This is a genomic window from Sphingobacterium sp. MAE, from assembly GCF_056711605.1.
Genome location: NZ_CM160044.1, coordinates 4,403,603 through 4,424,519 on the forward strand (window position 1 = coordinate 4,403,603; position 20,917 = coordinate 4,424,519).

The 20,917-nt window shown below is 36.8% G+C and carries 15 protein-coding genes; 9 read left to right on the top strand and 6 right to left on the bottom strand.

The window, feature by feature from the left end; genetic code table 11:
• The first annotated feature begins 220 nt into the window (after positions 1-220).
• On the top strand, positions 221-1,438 hold the full coding sequence (locus AC06G9_RS18950) for a TCR/Tet family MFS transporter (protein ID WP_480956927.1): 1,218 nt from the start codon (positions 221-223) through the stop codon (positions 1,436-1,438).
• Here AC06G9_RS18950 and ispF read toward each other — a convergent pair.
• Together ispF and AC06G9_RS18960 are read right to left on the bottom strand one after the other, a co-directional pair.
• Positions 1,435-1,914 (bottom strand): 2-C-methyl-D-erythritol 2,4-cyclodiphosphate synthase, encoded by a 480-nt coding sequence (ispF, locus tag AC06G9_RS18955; RefSeq protein ID WP_045755032.1) that lies wholly within the window; start codon positions 1,912-1,914, stop codon positions 1,435-1,437. The genes AC06G9_RS18950 and ispF overlap by 4 nt on opposite strands.
• A gap of 199 nt (positions 1,915-2,113) precedes the next feature.
• Entirely contained in the window at positions 2,114-2,938 is an 825-nt protein-coding gene (locus AC06G9_RS18960) for a glycogen/starch synthase (protein ID WP_045755033.1), read from the bottom strand.
• A gap of 151 nt (positions 2,939-3,089) precedes the next feature.
• Between AC06G9_RS18960 and panC the strand changes: the two genes are divergently transcribed.
• The 8 genes from panC (at position 3,090) to AC06G9_RS19000 (ending at position 11,214) form a co-directional block, all read left to right on the top strand.
• Complete coding sequence (gene panC / locus AC06G9_RS18965; RefSeq protein ID WP_293923781.1) at positions 3,090-3,935, top strand: pantoate--beta-alanine ligase; 846 nt, start codon at positions 3,090-3,092, stop codon at positions 3,933-3,935.
• A 57-nt stretch (positions 3,936-3,992) separates the two neighbouring features.
• Entirely contained in the window at positions 3,993-4,343 is a 351-nt protein-coding gene (panD, locus tag AC06G9_RS18970) for an aspartate 1-decarboxylase (RefSeq protein WP_094773256.1), read from the top strand.
• Positions 4,344-4,433: 90 nt separating this feature from the next.
• Positions 4,434-4,793: a hypothetical protein gene (locus AC06G9_RS18975; RefSeq protein ID WP_248755609.1), complete on the top strand. Its 360-nt coding sequence runs from the start codon at positions 4,434-4,436 to the stop codon at positions 4,791-4,793.
• Between the two features lie 236 nt (positions 4,794-5,029).
• A complete protein-coding gene (locus AC06G9_RS18980) occupies positions 5,030-7,357 on the top strand; it encodes a TonB-dependent receptor (RefSeq protein ID WP_480956928.1) in 2,328 nt (775 codons plus the stop codon).
• Entirely contained in the window at positions 7,357-7,818 is a 462-nt protein-coding gene (locus AC06G9_RS18985) for a thioredoxin family protein (RefSeq protein WP_480956929.1), read from the top strand. Before AC06G9_RS18980 ends, AC06G9_RS18985 begins: the two co-directional genes overlap by 1 nt.
• Before the next feature lie 262 nt (positions 7,819-8,080).
• Positions 8,081-8,707: an FKBP-type peptidyl-prolyl cis-trans isomerase gene (locus AC06G9_RS18990; RefSeq protein ID WP_480956930.1), complete on the top strand. Its 627-nt coding sequence runs from the start codon at positions 8,081-8,083 to the stop codon at positions 8,705-8,707.
• 232 nt (positions 8,708-8,939) lie between these two features.
• Entirely contained in the window at positions 8,940-10,580 is a 1,641-nt protein-coding gene (locus AC06G9_RS18995; RefSeq protein WP_480956931.1) for an NAD+ synthase, read from the top strand.
• Positions 10,581-10,653: 73 nt separating this feature from the next.
• Complete coding sequence (locus AC06G9_RS19000) at positions 10,654-11,214, top strand: DUF4136 domain-containing protein (protein WP_248755599.1); 561 nt, start codon at positions 10,654-10,656, stop codon at positions 11,212-11,214.
• Positions 11,215-11,281: 67 nt separating this feature from the next.
• On the opposite strand, the gene AC06G9_RS19005 is transcribed toward AC06G9_RS19000, so the two are convergent.
• The 4 genes from AC06G9_RS19005 to AC06G9_RS19020 all read right to left on the bottom strand — a co-directional run bounded on the left by AC06G9_RS19005 (position 11,282) and on the right by AC06G9_RS19020 (position 20,903).
• Positions 11,282-12,319, bottom strand: a complete 1,038-nt coding sequence (locus tag AC06G9_RS19005) for a GntR family transcriptional regulator (protein WP_108158283.1) — start codon at positions 12,317-12,319, stop codon at positions 11,282-11,284.
• A 165-nt stretch (positions 12,320-12,484) separates the two neighbouring features.
• Positions 12,485-14,557 (bottom strand): RagB/SusD family nutrient uptake outer membrane protein, encoded by a 2,073-nt coding sequence (locus AC06G9_RS19010; RefSeq protein ID WP_480956932.1) that lies wholly within the window; start codon positions 14,555-14,557, stop codon positions 12,485-12,487.
• 37 nt (positions 14,558-14,594) lie between these two features.
• On the bottom strand, positions 14,595-17,723 hold the full coding sequence (locus AC06G9_RS19015; protein WP_480956933.1) for a SusC/RagA family TonB-linked outer membrane protein: 3,129 nt from the start codon (positions 17,721-17,723) through the stop codon (positions 14,595-14,597).
• Positions 17,724-18,119: 396 nt separating this feature from the next.
• Entirely contained in the window at positions 18,120-20,903 is a 2,784-nt protein-coding gene (locus AC06G9_RS19020; protein ID WP_480956934.1) for a glycosyl hydrolase, read from the bottom strand.
• Positions 20,904-20,917 lie beyond the last annotated feature (14 nt).

Here is a 20,917-nt window from a genome sequence, read left to right on the forward strand (position 1 = left end):
GTCCATATCGCACAATTAATCAAATCTATTGGGTTAAACCCAAACCATGCAAACGATCGAATTACAATTTTGAATATCACTGAAGCTTGGTATTTCAGAAATTTAGTTTAGATTTAAACTCAAATATCTTGGCCATCTATACTTGGATGCGTCCACCTGATGATTAATTTTATTATCGCTTCATTGATATTTTACGTGATTAAAACAAAACGCAGTATATATGTCCGTTAGTACCTCAAAAAGTTTATTCTTCATTTTTTTGACTGTCTTAATTGATGTCATCGGATTGGGTATTATCATTCCGGTCATGCCCAAATTAATAGAAGAATTAATTGGTGGAACATTGAGTGATGCATCTCGTTATGGCGGACTGCTTATGTTTTGCTATGCCCTTACGCAGTTCTTTTTTGCCTCTGTATTAGGCAACTTAAGTGATCGCTTTGGAAGAAGACCTATTTTATTGATTTCACTACTAGGTTTCTCCATCAATTACCTTTTAATGGGCTTAGCACCGACTATTCTTTGGTTATTTATAGGTCGATTTATTGCCGGTATTACTGGCGCAAGTTATACCGTTGCTGCTGCATTTATAGCAGACATCAGCTCACAGGAAAAGAAAGCTCAGAATTTCGGTTTATTAGGAGCTGCCTTTGGTTTAGGATTTATTGTAGGGCCATTATTAGGCGGACTGTTGGGGCATTATGGTGCGCGGATTCCATTTTATGCTGCAGCGATATTGAGTTTTCTCAACTTTTTATACGGGTATTTTCTAATTCCTGAATCCCTTCAAAAAGATAATCGTAGACCATTCAAATGGAGAAATGCCAATCCAGTAGGCGCTTTCAAGCAACTGGCCAAATATCCTCACTTAAAACAACTCTTTTTCTGTATTTTTTTAATCAATATTGCTTCGCATGCTGTGCAGAGTACTTGGTCTTACTACACCATGGAAAGATATCAGTGGGATGAAAGGATGGTCGGTATATCTTTAGGCTTTGTTGGGGCATTAGTAGCTGTCGTTCAAGCGGGTCTTATTCGTATTATTATTCCCAAACTAGGTTTAGAAAAAAGTATTTTAATCGGTTGCGGTCTTTATATGATCTCTATGCCTTTAATGGGGATGGCCTTTGCTCCGTGGTTGATTTTTTTAGCTATTGTACCCTATGTATTTGCTGGAATAGCCGGTCCTGCGATCCAGAGTTTGATATCCAACGAAACACCATCCAATGAACAAGGTCAGATACAGGGTGGGTTGACGAGTATCATCAGTCTAACAGCCATCATTGGCCCACCGGTGATGAGCTGGCTATTTGCCCATTTTACAGACAAAAAAGAAGCTCTCTATTTACCAGGAGCTCCTTTCTATATCGGATTTGTACTGACTGCCGTCAGTTTTATCATCGCTTGTTTCTTTTTTAGAAGCAAAAAGAAACGTTAAGCTTTTTCAATCAAACAAACTGCATAAGCGACTACGCCCTCTTGTCTCCCAATAAAACCCATCGTTTCATTGGTCGTTGCTTTAATAGAGATATCCTCCACATCAAGACCTGATGCTGCTGCGATTTTTTCTTTCATCTGACTAATATAGGGTTTGATCTTAGGAGCTTCTAAGCATAACATGGCATCAATATTTCCTAAAGTATATCCCTTATCTGCAATCAATTTAATACAATGTTGTAATAAAACGAGACTATTAATACCTTTCCACTGATCATCAGTATTGGGAAAATGGTAGCCAATATCCTCTAAATTAGCCGCACCTAACAATGCGTCACAAATTGCATGTACCAAAACATCTGCATCAGAGTGTCCAAATGCACCTGCATGATGATCCAATTCAACTCCACCTACTATAAATGGATGTCCTTCCTTTAATTGATGGACATCAAAGCCAAAGCCAACTTTAATTTTCATAATATAGCTAAGGTAACATTTTAAATGATCATCCCTACCATTAATTCCATCATAAAACAATTAGCAACCACAGGATAGATTTGATCATTTCATATAACCCATTCTATCCCTAATCAGACCATCCTTTTTTAGCGCTGGTAGATGGAACAAAAAAAAGCGCCTAATTACTTAGACGCTTTTGTTCTTACCTATCTTTTCCTTAGACCGTTGACTCTTCTTCTACCGGAGCGAATTGATCAAACAGATCACTAAAAGCTTCATAGTCTTCATCACCATTCGGCTCAAATACCTGAACGCCTTTTTCTTTTGCGTATGCTAGAATTTCAGGATTCACACCTTCCTCAGCTACAACAGCTACATCTGTAAAATCCAATGCACCTTTATAGATGTTGACATAACTTCCGTCACCATAAGTAGCAACATCTTCTTGCGTCAATGCACCTTCAGGAGCAATCTCTCTGTATTTATCTCCTAAAGTACCTGAGAATTCTTCGTTATATAACGAATACATCACTTTGGCTCCCTTAAAAGTAGGATCATCTTTATATGTCGTCTTCAAATAAGCCGGCACCAATGCTGAAAACCATCCATGGCAATGTACCACATCAGGCGACCAACCTAATTTTTTAACCGTCTCCAATGCTCCTTTACAGAAGAACACCGAACGCTCATTGTTGTCATTAAAAAATTCTCCATTCTCGTCACGAAAAACTTTTTTCCGCTGAAAATAGTCTTCATTATCCAAGAAGTAAACCTGCATACGTGCCGCAGGCAATGAAGCTACCTTAATGATTAGCGGATTGTCATTGTTATCCACCACAATGTTTAAGCCTGACAAACGAATCACCTCATGCAATCTATTTCTACGCTCATTGATATTACCAAAACGAGGCATAAGAATTCGGATTTCAAATCCTTTTTCTTGCATAGCCTGTGGCAATTGACGCGTAATTTCAGAAATTTTAGTTAATTCGAGGAAAGGCGACATCTCGTGGGTTATAAACAATATCTTCGTTTTTGCCATCTCCAGTTTTTATTTATTTTATTTTTATTAGAACAGTAAAATCGGTCTACAAAGATACGTAAAATATCCCGACAATACAATTCCTTACAAATCATCGTTTTATATTCACAAATATATTCCTCACATTTGCCCTGCATTAAAATTTCTAAAAGTGAGAATTTTCAAGACTAAAAAAGAGCTTCAAGATTACCTGGAAACAGCGCGAGTCAACCAGCAAAAAATAGCTCTTATCCCAACAATGGGTGCATTACATGCAGGACATATCTCGTTATTGAATTACGCTAAACCGTTGTCAGATATAACCGTTTGCAGTATTTTTGTCAACCCCACACAATTCAATGATCCTAAAGATTTAGAAAAATATCCCAGACCAATTGAGCAGGATATTGCCTTATTGGAAGCCGCTAATTGTACGATTCTATTTTTACCTACAGTGGAAGAAATGTATCCTGATCAAGATGAAAAATGGCATATCAACCTTCATGGATTGGATGAAATATGGGAAGGTAAAATGAGACCTGGACATTTTCAAGGAGTTACACAAGTCGTATATAAATTATTCAATTTAGTTCAACCTGATATCGCTTGTTTCGGTCAAAAAGATTTTCAGCAAGTGATGGTTATTGAACAGATGATCAAAGAAAAAGCTTTACCGATCACCATTGCACTCTGTCCAATCATCAGAGATGACAATGGTCTTGCCTTAAGTTCTAGAAATATGCGCCTTTCTGAACAGGGAAAGCAACAAGCGCTGGCCTTGTTCAGGACACTTCAATTTATTAAGAATAATGTTCAGAACATCGATTTGCCTGAATTGAAAAAAATGGCCACCAATCAGTTAGAAACGAGTGATGGCATCGCTTTAGAATATCTAGCTATCTGCGAAACAACCACATTACAGGAAGCTATCGTTATTGAAAATGGTAAACAATATGTCGCTCTGGTTACCGCCAGAGTGGAAGATGTGCGCCTAATTGATAATATGATTTTGAATTAATTGTCACATTATACTTAATAGCTTTACATTTTTACAAGAAAAATCTAACTTTGCCACATGTTTATAGAGGTAATGAAATCTAAAATCCACCGTGTTCGGGTTACACAGGCCGAATTGAATTACGTTGGTAGTATTACAATTGATGAGGATTTAATGGATGCAGCAAATATTATTGCAAACGAAAAAGTTCAAATCGTTAACAATAACAATGGTGCACGTTTAGAAACATATGTTATTCCTGGCAAAAGAGCCTCTGGTACTATTTGTCTAAATGGAGCAGCAGCAAGACTGGTTCAGGTAGGTGATATTGTGATCATCATATCCTACGCACAAATGGAGATGGAAGAGGCGAAGAAACATATTCCAAGCTTAGTTTTTCCAGATGATAACAATCAACTTATAAAATAATCTGATAAAAATAAACTTTCCATAGAAAGCTACGTTTATTTTCAATAATTTAGCACTCGTATAAATCGAGTGCTTTTTTTTATTAGCGACATGTCATATAAAATAAATATCAGAAAGGTCTTAGCATCCATGCAACTTGCATTGATCAGCTTGATCATTATTTCTGGTGTTATTTTTATGCACAAAGAAGTCAAGTCAAACGGCGAGATTGTCATGCACAATCACCCGTATGATTTTACAGACGATCAACCCCGACAGCAAGAATCCGATGATCAAATTGATTTTCTAAATGTTGTCTATTATCAAAATTTTGTTCAAAGTGAATTTATAGTTTTTGAAGATCCCATTCGGACTATCTTTCACGTTTACAGTTATCAGGTCTACACACCTCTTTTCACAAATTGTGTCGTCGACCATGCTTTCCTTAGAGGTCCTCCCCCGTTAGTTTAAAATATCATCATCTTTCGCATTCGTCTAAGTCAGAGAAGAATGCTATTCGTCGTGCAGTCGCAAGTCACATCGCGATCAACTGTGCTATATTAATTATTTTAAACAAAAAAAGTGAACGTATCATGAGCCTTTTGCTCAAATTGACATTTATGATAGCCGTGTTCCATATGGCAACACGCTCATCATGAATAGCCTAGCTCATGATCAATCTGTAACTATAAAAGACAAATATCCTCATGAAAAATATACAACTGTTGATTTGCTTTATGCTAATCAGTATACATACCTATGCACAACACTCATTAAAAGGAAAAATCAGCAATCATGAAGGGAAAGCTATTTCTGGAGCAACCATCAGTCTGGAAAACGGAACTCATACAACTGTATCTGATACAAGCGGAAATTTTGAATTACAGAAAATAACGGGCCAAAAACAAAGTATACAAATAAGTGCTATAGGATACCAAACCTTAAAACAAACGGTACTTCCTTCTGATACAATCATACCATTTAAATTAAATAGGGACAATCTACATCTCAATGAAGTTGTTGTCAGCGCCACCCGCTATGGAGTAAGTAAAAAAGAAGCTCCGGTTATCGTACAAGTCTTAGGTCCTAAACTTTTTCAGGCAACACAGTCTGTCGCTATGTCTGAGACTTTAAACTATCAACCGGGAGTGCGCGTAGAGAACAACTGTCAAAACTGTGGCTTTTCACAGGTTCGCCTCAATGGTCTCGAAGGTGCTTATTCACAAATTTTGATCAACAGTCGTTCCGTATTCAGCGCTTTAAATAGTGTATATGGACTAGACCAACTTCCCACAAGTATGATCGACCGTATTGAAGTCGTTCGTAGTGGTGGTTCTGCCCTATTTGGAGCAAACGCAATTGCCGGAACCATTAATATCATTACCAAAGATCCTGTTGAAAACGACTGGCAAATCAAATCCACCAATTCTTTAATCGGTGGCAGCAGCTGGGATAATACAGTAGATTTCAATACCTCATATGTAGATGAAGACCTGAAAACCGGTGTTACCTTTTATGGTATGTATCGTAATCGACAACCTTTTGACAAAAATAAAGATGGATTTTCGGAAATCACAAAACTAAATAATACGACTTTTGGTACTAAAGCTTTTTTCAAACCTTCCGATGTCAATAAAATAACCGTAGATTTTAGTACCATTCAGGAATTCAGAAGAGGAGGAGATCAATTTAACAAGGCGCCTCATTTTACAGCTATCACCGAACAGTTGGAAACAAGCTCCCTTATCGGCGGGATCACCTATGATCACTATCTGTCAGATTACAAACAGAAAATATCTGTTTACGCCTCGGGACAGAAAACAACACGTAAAAGCTTTTATGGTGGACTGGGCGAAGCTCCAACAGCAACGGATAGTTTAAGAGCGGCAAATTCATATGGTGATACTGACGATGTATCTTTCGTAACAGGTACACAATACACCAATAATTTTGATGAAGATGTGTTCACAGGTGGTATTGAGTTCAATTATAATAAAACAAATGATCAGATCCCAGGTTATCAACGCATTATTGACCAAAAAACAAAAGGAGTAGGTACCTATGCACAATATGAATGGAAGCCAATATCCTCTTTTAAAGCATTGATCGGCATGCGATATGACTATATTTTTGTGGATGGCAACTATCAATTGCAGCAGGTGGAACGGAGTAGTCAGAAAAATTTCGGATCATGGAATCCCCGTCTAACTATTTTGTACGATATCAATAACAATATTCAGTTTCGCGGAGGTTATGCACGTGGATTTCGTGCTCCACAAGCCTTTAATGAAGATATGCACGTCACTTCAATTGGTGGAAAACAGGTATTTGTATTAATAGGAGAAGATTTAAAAACGGAATATTCCAATGCCTATACAGGCTCATTTAATTTAAGCAGAAACTTTGGAAATACACAGACCAGTCTTTTAGTGGAAGGTTTCTACACGCAATTGAATAATCCTTTTACAACTGTTTTGAAATCCGAATCTAACGATATCATGATTGAAGAAATGCGAAACGGTACAGATGCTTATGTATTTGGAACAAACGTGGAACTAAACATTGCCCCCTCAAGTATATTCAGTTTACAAGCAGGAGGAACAATCCAACGATCCAGATTCCAATCTGAACAATTGATCGCAGAGGCCAAACCAGGCCAAGAAGCCATCATGTCTAAAGATTTTTTACGAACTCCAAATGTTTATGGCTACTTAAATGCCAATTGGAAAGCAACAGAGAGATTCGCCGTCGATGTTACTGGTGTATATACCGGAGATATGAAAATTTCGCATATACAACAAGAAATCATGACACTGAAAAATACACATGATTTTATGGAATTAAATTTAAGATTGGGTTATACTTTTGCTATTCACAAAGATTTTAATCTCGAATTATTTGGAGGCGTACAAAATATGTTCAATGCCTTCCAGAAAGATTTTGACCGAGGAGCTAATCGTGATTCAAATTATATCTACGGTCCGACAAAGCCACGTACAATAACTTTTGGTATTAAAATTGGTCATTTTCACTAATGCGCATTACAATAATAACAATCTTATATCTATTCTTGCGCCTATCACTTCAGGCGCAAGAAATTAAATGGATGACCTTTCCACAGTTATCAGATTCTCTTAATATTAGACCAAAGCCAGTTTTCATATTTTTTCACACGAATTGGTGTAGCTATTGCAGAAAAATGGAAAAAGATGTTTTTACAAATCCAGAAGTCATAGCTGCCCTGAATAACAAATTCTATGCTGTAAAATTCAATGCTGAAAGTAAAGATTCATTCTTATTCGAAGGGAAGTTACTTAAAAATAATAATCCTAACTCAAAAAAATCAATACATGAAATTGTAACTTTACTTGCATACAGAAAAGAAGGATATGCATTTCCTGCAACTTTAATTCTCGATAAAGACTTTCGTGTGATGGACCGTAAATTCACCTATTTGTCCAGTAAAAAATTGTTGGAGTTATTACAAAAATTGTAAACTTATTATTGGGAGATCTAAGTAATATTCATATTTTAGCACATAACTTGCAATTAGTATTTCTTAGATATTGTTAACTATTATAGTCATTTCGACGGACCATTTAATACTCTCACATAGTATGTGTGATTGATAAAATTCCTAATTGAAATACATTTTAATTATATAAAATATATAAATGTTTATATTTTATTTCTTTCTTTGTAGCACATCTTGAAAACAACTCGTTTTAACCACTATAATCAAGTAAGTTAAGAATTTTATGAAAAATTTTACAAAAATCCTTTTTGGAATGTTGGCAATGATTATTGCTTTAGCATCATGTAGTAAATCAGATGACTTTTCAAAATTAGCAGAGGAACAAAGAATTAAGGATTCTATCGAAAATGCAAGAATCCAAAACATCCTTAAAACACAAGCGCCTCAATTAAAATCATTCGCAATGAAAAACTTCACTAATCCAAAATTAGATACAGCTAAAGGTATTTGGTACGATTTGATTACAGAAGGAGAAGACGCTTCTTACACCTATCAGTTTCAATCTAATGGTGCTCTAGTATTTCCAACTGCAGTAACAAAATACAAAGTTACTTTGTTGAATGGAGAGAATCAAGGAACACTAGTCGATGAATCTAAAGAAGGAACTCCAGCAACTTTTACAATAGATCGAGTTATTGCGGCTTGGCAAATTGCCTTCTTTCCTAAAAAGATGTCATTCCAAGGCAAAGATGTCAATGTAGGAGGATTAACAATTAAAGGCTTAAAAAAGGGAAGTAAAATCAAAATTGTAGCACCTTCTTATTTTGGATATGATCAAACGGTAAAGGATAAAGTGCCTGCAAATTCTCCTTTATACTCTGAAATTGAAGTTGTTTCAATCAGCAACTAATTACCTATCAAATAGTGAATATTTAATCCTCATTTTTTCATACATAAATGATAAAAGAATCAGAATTAAATAAACACAAAACGATAGCATATAGAAAAGGGATCTTTATCATGATAAAGATCCCTTTTCTATTCAAAATCAAAACAGAAAAATTACATTTCGATCAAAAGGTACCCTAAAAACTTCTTATCTTGCTCTCATATTCTTTTAGTACATTACATAACATCGTAAAATGAAAATAGCTTTAGCACAGTTAAACTATCATATCGGTAATTTCAGTTCCAATACTTCAAAAATTATTGCTGCTATTGAAAAGGCAAAAGCACAACAAGCTGAGATTATTGTTTTTTCGGAATTAGCAATTGGAGGATATCCTGCAAAAGATTTGTTGCAAAACGCAGCATTTTTAAATAACTGCCGTGATTCTTTAACTATCATTGCCTCGCATTGTCAAGATATTTTATGCATTATTGGAGCTCCTATACCCAATACCGATTCTGAAGGGAAAGCACTCTATAATGCTGCCGTTTGTTTGGAAAATGGTAAAATTATCCATGTCAGTAAAAAAGGGCTTTTACCAGACTACGATGTTTTTGATGAATATCGTTATTTTGAACCCAATCGTCAATTCACTTGTTTGACGTATAAAAATACAAAAATAGCATTGACCATCTGTGAAGACTTGTGGGATGATGACCAAGGGAATAATTCATATGTAGGTGATCCTATGCAGGAGCTACTCCAAGAAAACCCCGATCTATTGATCAACATTGCTGCCTCACCATTTTCATATAGCCATTATCAAGATCGACTTGCCGTTTTAAGATCGCAGGTAGCCAAAGCTAAACGTCCACTGATTTATGTCAACCAAGTTGGCGCTCATATGGATATCATTTTTGATGGAAGATCATTGGCTATGGATGAAAACGGAGCAATTTGTTGTGAATTAAAAAAGTTTGAAGAAGATTTGCAGATCGTAGATTACAGCAATCAAACCATACAATCGACGATAACATATACCGAACCTCAAGATCAAGAAATAGCACTGATCCATGAAGCGCTATTATCAGGACTTCGCGATTATTTTCGTAAATCAGGTTTTAAGAAAGCGGTATTAGGTCTTTCTGGTGGTTTAGATTCTGCTTTAGTAGCGGCACTTGCTTGCGAAGCATTGGGAGCTGAAAATGTATTAGCAATATTACTTCCATCAATCTATTCTTCTGACCACTCCATTCAAGATGCATTAGATCTCGTTAAAAACACGAATTGTGCACATCATATTATTCCTATAAAAGATATTACGCAAGCTTTCGAAACGACTTTAGCTCCGTTTTTTGAAGGACAGCAACCCGGTGTAGCAGAAGAAAATATTCAGGCCCGAACAAGAGGTACATTGCTGATGGCGATTTCAAATAAATTTGGACACATTGTTTTGAATACATCCAATAAAAGTGAGGCTGCTGTTGGGTATGGCACTTTGTACGGAGATATGGCGGGATCCATTTCTGTCATCGGGGATGTATATAAATCTAAAGCCTATGACCTTGCGCGTTATATCAATCGCAATCAAGAAATAATTCCTGTCAATACAATCGATAAAGCACCATCTGCAGAATTGAGACCTGACCAAAAAGATTCAGACTCATTGCCGCCCTATGACTTACTCGATCAAATACTATTTCAATACATGGAGAAACAGAAATCAAAGGAAGAAATAATCGCATTGGGATTTGACGAAAGTACCGTAGAAAGAATCACCAAATTGGTCAATAATGCAGAATTTAAACGGTTTCAAGCCCCTCCAATTTTGCGTATAAGTCCTAAAGCTTTTGGTCCTGGTCGTTCTATGCCACTGGTTGCTGTTTATCAATAATTTTTTTTAAACATTTTATTAAACCTTTAATAGATCTATTTGTCTAATTAAAAGAAAATTAACCCTATTGGTCATGAAAAAAATAATTTATTTCTTATTTGCAAGTCTAATTCTTGCTTCTTGCGCCTCTTATCAATACAATACGATGCGCGATGAGAAAATTGACTTCTCACAATATCGTACTTATGGGTGGCTACCACCTGTAGACTCACTATCAAAATCTTATTTTGATAATGATATTGCCCGCACAAATATTTTAGATGCAAGTAATAGCGAATTAAATGCAAAAGGACTTACCTATAGTAAGGACAATCCAGATTTGTTATTTCGCTATATAACAATTGTCAATAACAAAAGCCGCTTGGTATACGGTACTTCTTACGCGTGGGGTGGTCCTTGGAACTGGTACAGACCTTGGTTTTCACCTTACTACGGATATGCGAGCTACCCTGTTGCTAAAGAGCGCTACCGCTATGCTCACTTAATCGTAGAAGCCGTAGATCGTAAAACAAATAAAGTCGTATGGCAAGCACGTGGTTCAGGTGAAGTGAATAGTCCTGAAAAGGCAACGACCAATATTGCTAAAGTCGTGAAAGGAATATTCAAACAATACCCGACCTCTTCAAAAAAATAAGAGGATGATCATCATATTAAAAAAGCCATGATATCCATCATGGCTTTTTTTAAAAAAAAGGGTTAACTTAGATAGATGCCCTTATTTTAATATGAAAAGGTACTTCCACCCTTTCCTTTGATTTATTCTTAATCAGATCTGCCGCCATTCTTCCCATCATTTCAAAATCCGTAGATATTGTCGTGATACCATTTAATATAAATTTCTTTAGCGGAGTTTCATTATAGGAAATGATACCAACATCCTGGCCAATGATGAGCTTTTTTTGTAATACCTTATTCAGTAATTTGACCAAGTCATCTTCAATGATATTGATGTAACAGGTACCCACTGTTATTTTTTCTTTATTGAGTTCGGATACCAGTTCATGTTCAAAAGCATATTGCTGGCAAAATTTATAGAAACCTTTTATAATAGCTTTTGGAAAATCACTATAATCCGGGAATACCAATTTCAGCATCTTATATTTACTCAAGGCTTCATTCGCCTCTTCCAATGCTAGGTAAATATCTTGCTCATAATTTTCGTAAACAGCGGGAAAGTCTCCAGGGACATCATCGATAAATTTCCCTAATAACATCAATTTATCCGTTGGAATCCGACGGATAATTTCTGGAGCTTTATCTCGTCCTTCTTTAAAATGTGGAAAAAGCACATAATAGTCATAGGTCTTAGTCAGATTTGCTAACAAATTTTTCAAATAAGAAAGGTCTGAATTGTACACAAACAAATCCAAATTGGCGAAGTCGCCAAGCTCTTTGGCAAATGAATCATAAACTATTTTTTTATGAACACTGAGTTTGTTTAAGAATAATGCAATTTTACATTTGGACTGAACATCAATTTTATTGACATAATATCCTTTCCCAGGATTAGATGCAATAATTTCATTCTTTTTTAAATAGCGATATGCTTTTTCAACCGTATCTCTAGATATTTCAAGATAAGCACTACATTCATTAATGGATGGTAGCATTTCATGCTTCTTGAGTACCTCATTCTTTACCGCATCAATGATGGTATTCGCAAGTTGTAGATATTTGGGAGTAGCTGAAAAATCACTAATTTCAAGTGTCTTTAAAAATTGAGAGGTTGAATTGGTCATTTTATAATTAAGATTAATGCCTAAAATAACGATTAATGAGCACAGATTTAAAAGAATATATCTTAAATCTTAAAAAGTAGATACTATACGATACCTCTAGACCTTAAAAGGTGAAAACAAAGAGACCTATCTTAATATCGATAGGTCTCTTGATTATAGTCACTATTAATATCCAGGGTTTTGCATAGCTTGTTTTTCAGCAGGTGAAAGTGCAGCTCCTGACTCATTGGTAATTGCATCCAAAAATGATTGCGGAATAGGTCTATAGTAATGGGTACTAGGATTGAAAGCCGTATTGCCTCTCACAAAACCGTCGTTAAATGCTTTCCATCGAGATTCCAATGTTTTGGTACGAGCCAGATCCTCCCAACGATAAAGTTCACCACAAAGCTCACGCGTGCGTTCATTGAGTAAAAAACTCATCATTTTTTGTGCATTGGAGGTCGCTCCAATCTTTTCATATATAGGCTTATCAACAACAGAATTATAAATATCATTCACCGAATTAATCAATAGGTTAGAAGCTGTTTCACTTGTTGATACAGCCATATCATTATTCGATTCATAATAGGAGTTTCTCTCCCAATAAATTGCTCCATCAGCAGAAAAACCACCTCCTTTTCCAACTGCATATGAATTATTTTTGTATGCTTGTCCACCATCTACATTTTTCGCACGATCTTCACCAGCTTTATAGCCAGCTCGAGCTCGAAGTTTATTTATCCATTGGATTGCATTAGCATAATCCTCTTTACGGATATAAGCTTCAGCCACCATCAATACATCTTCTGCCGAGCGCGCCATGATCGCATCACGGGTTCCAAATTGTGATGCAATATTTATCCGATAGCCATCTCTAAATTTAGATAAGGCGACCGATCTGGACTGCACCCCAAAATACCCATTATTACCATGAACACCTACCCATGCCTGAGGCTGCCCCTCAAAATAGCGAACAAAAGTATGCGTATTTTGCATCACACCATTTTTTAATACTCCTGTTGCATCACTAGCAACAGCCTTATAACGCGCATCCCCTGCGTTATTGACAATATATTTAATCGCCAATTCTCCACCTTTAAATCTTTTAGTTCCTGCCACAGTTCCTACTGGACCTAAAGCTGCATTATTAGCGTTCCACGATGGAGCTCCATTACTGTTGTTACTACCATACATGGTGATAAACGATTTCCAAAAACGCGAATCGTTTACACGGTCAAATACATCCATCGTGTAGTTTGTAGCTCGGGCATAAGAAAACTCACGTCCACCAGATATATCACGAGATGTCCCAGCTAAATCCTGATAAACAGCAGGATAGTACAGATGCATTTGATTACCATATCGACCCCAAGTCGCCTGATCGTCCGAAAACTGTGCAGACAACACCACCTCTGAAACTTTCTCATTGGCACCATTTGCCCTCTGATAATCCCAAAGTTTGACATAATCATCTACTAAAGGATGTGCATTAACCACCTCTGAACTGTACTTGATAACCGCATCCAAATCAGCAGCAACAAATGAAGCATTCCAACCCGCATATAATTCGCTAGCACGTGTTAATTGTGCTTTTGATAAGTAATGCGCCGCAGCCCATTTGGTCACACGACCAAATTCAGTCGCAGATGGCGGTAGTAAATCATACGCTTGTTTCAAATCTGAAACAATTTGTAAAAAACACTCTTCTTCTGTAGCACGTTTAAAAAAAGTTTGAACTCCCTGAGATGGTGTCAATTTTAACGGAACAGCACCAAACTGTACAAGCAATTGTAAATAAAAATAACCACGCATAAAATAACCTTCTCCCAAACGCGTATTATAGTTAGAATTGGACTTATCGTAATAAAGTGGAACATTTTGAATCAACGTATTGGCAGATTCAATGCCACTGTACATATTGTCAAAGACTGGAGCAATATTACTTCCTCCATAAGTTGATTCTGCAGGATTCAGATCCATACTATAACTATTGAAACTTGGCGAGGGATTGTTGGCATCCGTAAATTCGTCAACACCCAAATTAAAAAGTGCCATAGCCCATGTATAATTAAACTTAAACTTCAGTTTAGAATAAACACCAATGGACAAATCATCAAGACCTTTTTCGGTCTTAAAATAATCCGTATCTGGAATAGTAATCTGTTCTTCATTCAGAAATTTCTTACTGCAGCTATTCAAAACGAATAATCCAGCAGCTCCCAACAGGGAAGCAAGTAATATCTTATAATTTTTCATTTTCTTTTTTTCTATAAAATGTAATACGTTCATATCATTAGAAGCCAATATTAACACCTATTACTGCCCCTCTTGTCGTAATAGCAGATCCAGCCTGCACCGTATTGTTATTGTACGTCGATAAATCAGGATCTAAAAAGTCAATTTTTGAATATAACATGGCTGGATTCATCACTTGACCATACACCTTAAAATTACTGATCCCCAATTTTTTCAATTTTTCAGCTGGGAAATTATAACCAAAACTTATATTTCTCAATTTGACAAATGAGCCATCGCGGTAGTTCATGGACGAATTGTTCGGATCTGCAGCCTCACCATTGATACCGGGTTGATAATATTCAGCATCTTCATTGATTTGAGGAATAAAATAATCGAGTTTTCGCATCATGAAACGTCCTCCCAATGTTTCTGCTCCTGCGTTGATGGTCTGCCCCCAACGTGAATAAATAAAAAATGACAATTCAAAGTTTTTGTAATTGAAGGTATTGGAGATTCCACCAGACCATTTGGGACGATAAGATCCTAAAACCTGACGATCATAATTACGATCGATTTTACCATCAGGCACACCATCTGGGCCACTTAGATCCTTCACTCGAATTTGTCCAGGTTTTGCACCATACTTTTTAGCCTCTTCCTCTTGATCCGTCTTCCAAATCCCATCATATACCAGATCATAGGGTACTGAAATCTCTTGTCCTACGATCCAATTATTTGTTAGATCTTCGGTTCTTCCATTGGCCAATTCCACCACTTTGTTTTTATCCTTTGACCAGGTAATCGATGTCATCCATTGAAAATTTTCTTTTTTAATATTTACCGTATTAATCTGTAGATCGATACCCCAACCCTGAGTTTTACCTACATTTGCATAAATTTTCGGGTAGCCCAAAATTGGAGGGAGATCCATTGTTTGCAATAAATCGTTTGTTTTTGTCTTATAGATGTCAAATGCTCCACTAATCCGATTTTGGAAGAAACCATAATCTAAGCCTAGATTATATTGTGTGGTACGCTCCCATCCCAACTCTGGATTCGCCATTTTCTGAGGGTTAGCTGCTGATGGATCCGAAGCAATATATCCTGGGGTAGAGTTTGTCGAACTCCAATTATAAAAATTCTGAGTTAATAAACCCTTTGTCTGGTAAGGACCTATTGCAGAGTTTCCCACAACACCAATTCCCAAACGTACTTTTAACGTATTGACAAAAGAGACATCCTTCATAAACTGCTCTTGATCGATACGCCATGAAGCTGCAACTGAAGGAAAGGATTGCCACTGATGGCCTGGAGCTAATACAGAAGCGCCATCCCAACGAACAAATGCGCTTAGCATATAGCGGTCTTTATAAGAATAATTCAGACGAGCCATATAAGAATTCATCTGCTCTTCCGATAAGCCAGTACCATATGACCCAATAAAACCTCCAGAAGATATATTGTACCACAATTCTTCTGCACTATATACATCTGTAGCTTTCATATTTGAATTTTCAGTATTGCGAGCCGTGGAGGATTGCAATAAAGTAACGCCCAAATGATGATCCGTGCCAAAATCACGGTCATAATAAATTAAATTATCTAATGTCCAAGCCAGATTCCGATTAGTAGAATAAGTAACCGCATTATTGCCATCACCGTTTATTCCATCTGCAGCATTGGCTAAACCTAAACGATAATAGCGAAACTCAGGACCAAATTGCATCCTGTAACGTAAGCCTTTTAATGGAGCATAGATCTGACCGAGATCAAGTTGACCGAAGAAACTTCCATTAGCTCCAAAAGTTTGTCGCTGATTGGTATTATATTCTAATTCGTTAATTGGATTAATGATATTAATATCACCTGCAGCAGGATTACGCAGATATTTACCATTCTCATCATAGGGTACTGTCCAAGGTAACATACCACGTAAAGCACCGTAGTAGTCCCCCGCTCCTGTCACAGACTTTGAAAAGTTATATCCATAATCTTGATCAGAGAAAAATGTATTGATGGATGCACCCATCGTAAACCACTTGGTCGGAGTCGCTTCAAAACTTACCTTAGAAGTATACCGATCAAATTTTTGTCCCGGCTGAGTGGCATCCTGTTTCAAATAACCAAAAGACCCATAACCCCTAGAATTTTCTCCACCACCAGCAATACTTAACGTATGTTCTGTGGACAAGGCATTTTTTCTACCCGCATCAGCCCAATCGTAGTTTCCAACGAGGTCGGGATTCCATAACGTATTATTATTGGTCCAACCTTTGGCAATATTTTCCCATGAAGCCGCTACAGAACCCCATAAAGAAAAATCCTTGCTATAATCAGGAGTTGTCGTTTTGTTTTTTGCCAAACGTGCATAATCCAACCATTCTGCCGCATTCATATACTCCGTGACATCATACATTTTTTCCAAAGTAGCCGTTCCTGCATAGTTTAATGTCAGTCTGCCTTTTTTTCCTTGTTTTGTCGTCACTAGCACCACACCATTCGCACCGCGAGCTCCATATACTGCTGTTGAAGAGGCATCTTTTAAGACATCAATGGATTCAATATCGCTTGGGTTGATATTGTCAATACCACTTGCCTGCAGCACCATACCATCCACCACATATAATGGACTTTGATTTGCACTTAATGAACGAACACCTCGGATTTGAATACTACCAGTTGTGCCAGGTCTTTGATTAGAAGTAATATCAACACCTGCCACTTTACCCTGCATGGCTTGTAAAGCATCTTTTACAGGCATTGCCTTTAATTCTTTTTCCCCAATACTCGCAATAGCTCCAGTTAGATCCTTTTTTTTCATGGTTCCATAGCCGACGACAACGACCTCATCCATGACATCAATTTTAGGTACTAAAATAATGTTAAATCGTGTTTGACTTCTCACAGCTATTTCTTGCGACTCATAACCCACGCTTGAAACCACCAATAGATCTACAGGTGCGCCTGTGATCGTAAAATTTCCTTCAACATTTGTTTTTGTTACAGCGGGTTTTCCTTTTACCTGAATGGTAACTCCTTCAACGGGTGATCCTTTCTCATCATGGACTCTTCCGCTTAATGTTGTTTGAGCATACAATTGAACAGTACTGTAGATGGATATCACGACCAGCAACAAGTACTTTTTTAAAACATGTTCAAACTCAATTTTGAAACTGCTTCTCATTTGGTTATAATTTAGATGTAATTAGATATTATTTCTATCGATTTTTTTATATAAAAAATCAGTATTAAGCAATGGTTACATAGAAAAGCTAAAGTGATTATTCCCTTGTCAATTACTGGTTACAGTTTCAACCAAGACCTTTCTAGATTTATAATGATGTATAAATGTAGAAGGATAAGATAAATTATCCATCCTGCTCAATCCTGCCAATTCTGTTCAGGATTATAAAAAAAAGAGCCACCTTTTGCTTAAAAGGTGGCTCCCACATCAACAAGAGGGGTAATAATCAATAAACCAAGTAATTAACACTAAACAAAATGATGATAATACCTGACCTATACTAAAAATTAGAACCTCGCCAATACAAAACTCTTAGTCAGATATAAAACTTTATTTTCAATAACTAAAAAGCTCAACAGGCCCCATCAACCCACTATCCATGGGTTCCCAATCACTAGCATCAAATTCCTTATAATTGATATTGACAAAATTGATTTCATGATAGTTTCGCCATGACACTTTATTTTTGTCTAAATAACGCATCCGGTTAGCCATTAAATTAGCAACCTCAATACGTATATTATTTTCACCATCAACCAAAAATTGTTCGATATTGGTCTGAAAGGGAATTGACCACAAAATCCCAGCATCTTGACCGTTAATAAATACCCGAGCACTTTCAGCCACTCTTCCCAATTTCAATAGATAGCGTTTTCCATCATTTTTTTTCAGAGAAAAGCTGGTTTCATAAGCAGCTGTACCCGAAAAATTAACAGCTTCTTGATCATCCCACTTGGTCCAAGAGGATAAGGTTTTTACGTTTCTTGAATGAGGTAAAGTTGGCCCCCCCGCAATAAAGTTAACTTTCCATGGCGCAGTCAGCTGTACTTCCGAATGTAAATAATCCATATAAACATATACCTTATCGGTCTTTTGATTTGGAGAAACTAAAATGATCCAAGAATATCCGGGTTGGATCTGCACACGAATTTTTCCCGCTGTAGGTGTCAATGCATAGATCATACCCGTTTGTGGATCCAGTAGAGAATAATAATTACTTTTTGCATTAAGCTCAATAGTTTTATCGACAGTTTCTGAACCATGATTTACTAAATAATAATAAATCTGATCCTCTGAAATACGACGCGTAAACTTTAATCCAGTTTGACTAACTCTTTCAGGAAAAATATCTTCTGTTTCTAAAGCAGTATGGATATCCGCAGTCAAATAAATTTTTCCTTTTCCATAAGCAGTATATTGATTTTTATTTTCCTGATCAAATCCTAACGAACCGATATATTGCTGAAGCATAGCAGTACGTTTCTCCAATTGACTAAAACCTGGAACTTCCTTAGGTATGGCTTGAAAAATTATCGTAGCACCATCTTCGGCTAACTGCAATATTTTCTTCATTGTGTTTTCCGAAAAATAATGACAAGCTGGAATATAGATCGCTTGATAAGGATGAGCCTCCTTAGAAGTTAAAATATGATTTCCCTTGATTATGGATTGATTCAAAATATGATCACTTGCAAAATCGAAACTATAACCGCGGCGTTGCAATTTTATGCTTTCCTTATAAAAAGCTGTTGGGTGTAACCAGTCATCAACATCATGGACTTTCAAAGCTTTATCCCATACTTCTTTCCCATCATCACTATGCGATGCATGCTGCAATTTCTCTGCATCATTCCACAGATCATATACAGGCCAGTAAACCAATAATTCATGATTTGCCTTCGTCGACTGTAACACAGACTGCACACGTGTAATGTATTGGTTTAAGCCGGAAAGATGATCCCAAAAAGAGTTGTGAGGAACAAAATTAACAGAAGCATAAAACAACCAGCCTGGATAAGGTACTTCTTGAGGTGAATAGGTCGTACCGTGATAGAATATATGATTGACACCGGCAAGAAATAATTGTTCGACCTCAGGTTTGGTTTGAGATAAAGAGGTCTTAAAATGCTCGGTTAACCAAGTAAATGTTTCCGAAGAGGTATATTTTTTTCCATATACATTTGTTGCCGAAGTAGCAAATTTTGCCATCATTGGATCGGGATCTACATTTCTGACATCCGCCGAATCCCTTCTTAAACCAGGAATTTGAAAATAACTAGAACCAAATGTTTCGCATTCAGCAATATCGGTAGCTGCATATAGATCAATCAAATTACCCGGTGAACCGTGTGCTTGATTTTTAGATAGTGCTCCATTTTGCTGTGCAAATGCTGTAAAAGGGGTTAAAAAATTTTTAGTTAACAACATATCGACCACCTCTCTGTAATCAGATTTAATTCTTGCCGTCTTATTGACATCTCCACCCTTCCCCGCAAAATCCAACAGGTGGTCTTGTAATTTATATCCCTTCATCCGATCAAATTCCAATAAGAAAGTATCCGTCCAGTTTGCACCATAAACTTCATAACTATCATTAAAGAAAGCTCTGACTTTTATATTTTTATGATCAAATGCATGGTCAAATCTATTTAAATAGTTTTTTACGGATTGACTCCCTAGATGGTCAAGCGTATAGCCTTCACCACCAGGAGCTGCCCTCTTTACTTTTTGATAGGTTCTTGCAGTAAATAATGCCCATATTCTAACATCTTCAGGAGCTGTCCAATAGCCAGAAATACGATCTATATTCACGTCAAGATTGATCTCCTTATTGCCTGCTGCATAAGCTCGCAGCGCTTGCAATGCAGCATATTTATGTTTGGAATCTTGTGGTTTTAAAGGAAATGTGAGTTGCTCTCCCTTTTTGAAAACGATTTCTTCCAATATCAATTTCGTAGCAGCATCCTTTTCTTGGATTTGCGGACCACCAAATGGCCAGCCTGTACCCAAATTCATGTCGACCCCCATACCGAGTTTAGTCGCTTTATCTGTTGTTGCGTTCAGAACATCCATCCATTTAGGAGAAAGGAAATTGATGTATTTATTTTCGAAGCCCTTCGCCCCATAAATAGGCGTAATTTCTACTCCACCAAATCCACTTTTTTCCAGCAATGTCAATTCACGTGCTATGTTTTCCTTATCTACAGCAGATCCCAGCCACCACCATCTTGTCCAAGGTTTCATCTCCTTAGTAACTTGGGGCCAAAGATTTTGACCATAACATTGACCACCCATATTCATAGCACATGCAATCAACAAAAACACATATATTTTTTTCATATTGTTTTCTTTAT

What these genes read in the sequence shown, in the direction of transcription:
- AC06G9_RS18950 (WP_480956927.1), top strand. Translation starts at nt 221, where the DNA reads ATGTCCGTTAGTACCTCAAAAAGTTTATTCTTCATTTTTTTGACTGTC.
- ispF (WP_045755032.1), bottom strand. Translation starts at nt 1,914, where the DNA reads ATGAAAATTAAAGTTGGCTTTGGCTTTGATGTCCATCAATTAAAGGAA.
- AC06G9_RS18960 (WP_045755033.1), bottom strand. Translation starts at nt 2,938, where the DNA reads ATGGCAAAAACGAAGATATTGTTTATAACCCACGAGATGTCGCCTTTC.
- panD (WP_094773256.1), top strand. Translation starts at nt 3,993, where the DNA reads ATGTTTATAGAGGTAATGAAATCTAAAATCCACCGTGTTCGGGTTACA.
- AC06G9_RS18975 (WP_248755609.1), top strand. Translation starts at nt 4,434, where the DNA reads ATGTCATATAAAATAAATATCAGAAAGGTCTTAGCATCCATGCAACTT.
- AC06G9_RS18980 (WP_480956928.1), top strand. Translation starts at nt 5,030, where the DNA reads ATGAAAAATATACAACTGTTGATTTGCTTTATGCTAATCAGTATACAT.
- AC06G9_RS18985 (WP_480956929.1), top strand. Translation starts at nt 7,357, where the DNA reads ATGCGCATTACAATAATAACAATCTTATATCTATTCTTGCGCCTATCA.
- AC06G9_RS18990 (WP_480956930.1), top strand. Translation starts at nt 8,081, where the DNA reads ATGAAAAATTTTACAAAAATCCTTTTTGGAATGTTGGCAATGATTATT.
- AC06G9_RS18995 (WP_480956931.1), top strand. Translation starts at nt 8,940, where the DNA reads ATGAAAATAGCTTTAGCACAGTTAAACTATCATATCGGTAATTTCAGT.
- AC06G9_RS19000 (WP_248755599.1), top strand. Translation starts at nt 10,654, where the DNA reads ATGAAAAAAATAATTTATTTCTTATTTGCAAGTCTAATTCTTGCTTCT.
- AC06G9_RS19005 (WP_108158283.1), bottom strand. Translation starts at nt 12,319, where the DNA reads ATGACCAATTCAACCTCTCAATTTTTAAAGACACTTGAAATTAGTGAT.
- AC06G9_RS19010 (WP_480956932.1), bottom strand. Translation starts at nt 14,557, where the DNA reads ATGAAAAATTATAAGATATTACTTGCTTCCCTGTTGGGAGCTGCTGGA.
- AC06G9_RS19015 (WP_480956933.1), bottom strand. Translation starts at nt 17,723, where the DNA reads ATGAGAAGCAGTTTCAAAATTGAGTTTGAACATGTTTTAAAAAAGTAC.
- AC06G9_RS19020 (WP_480956934.1), bottom strand. Translation starts at nt 20,903, where the DNA reads ATGAAAAAAATATATGTGTTTTTGTTGATTGCATGTGCTATGAATATG.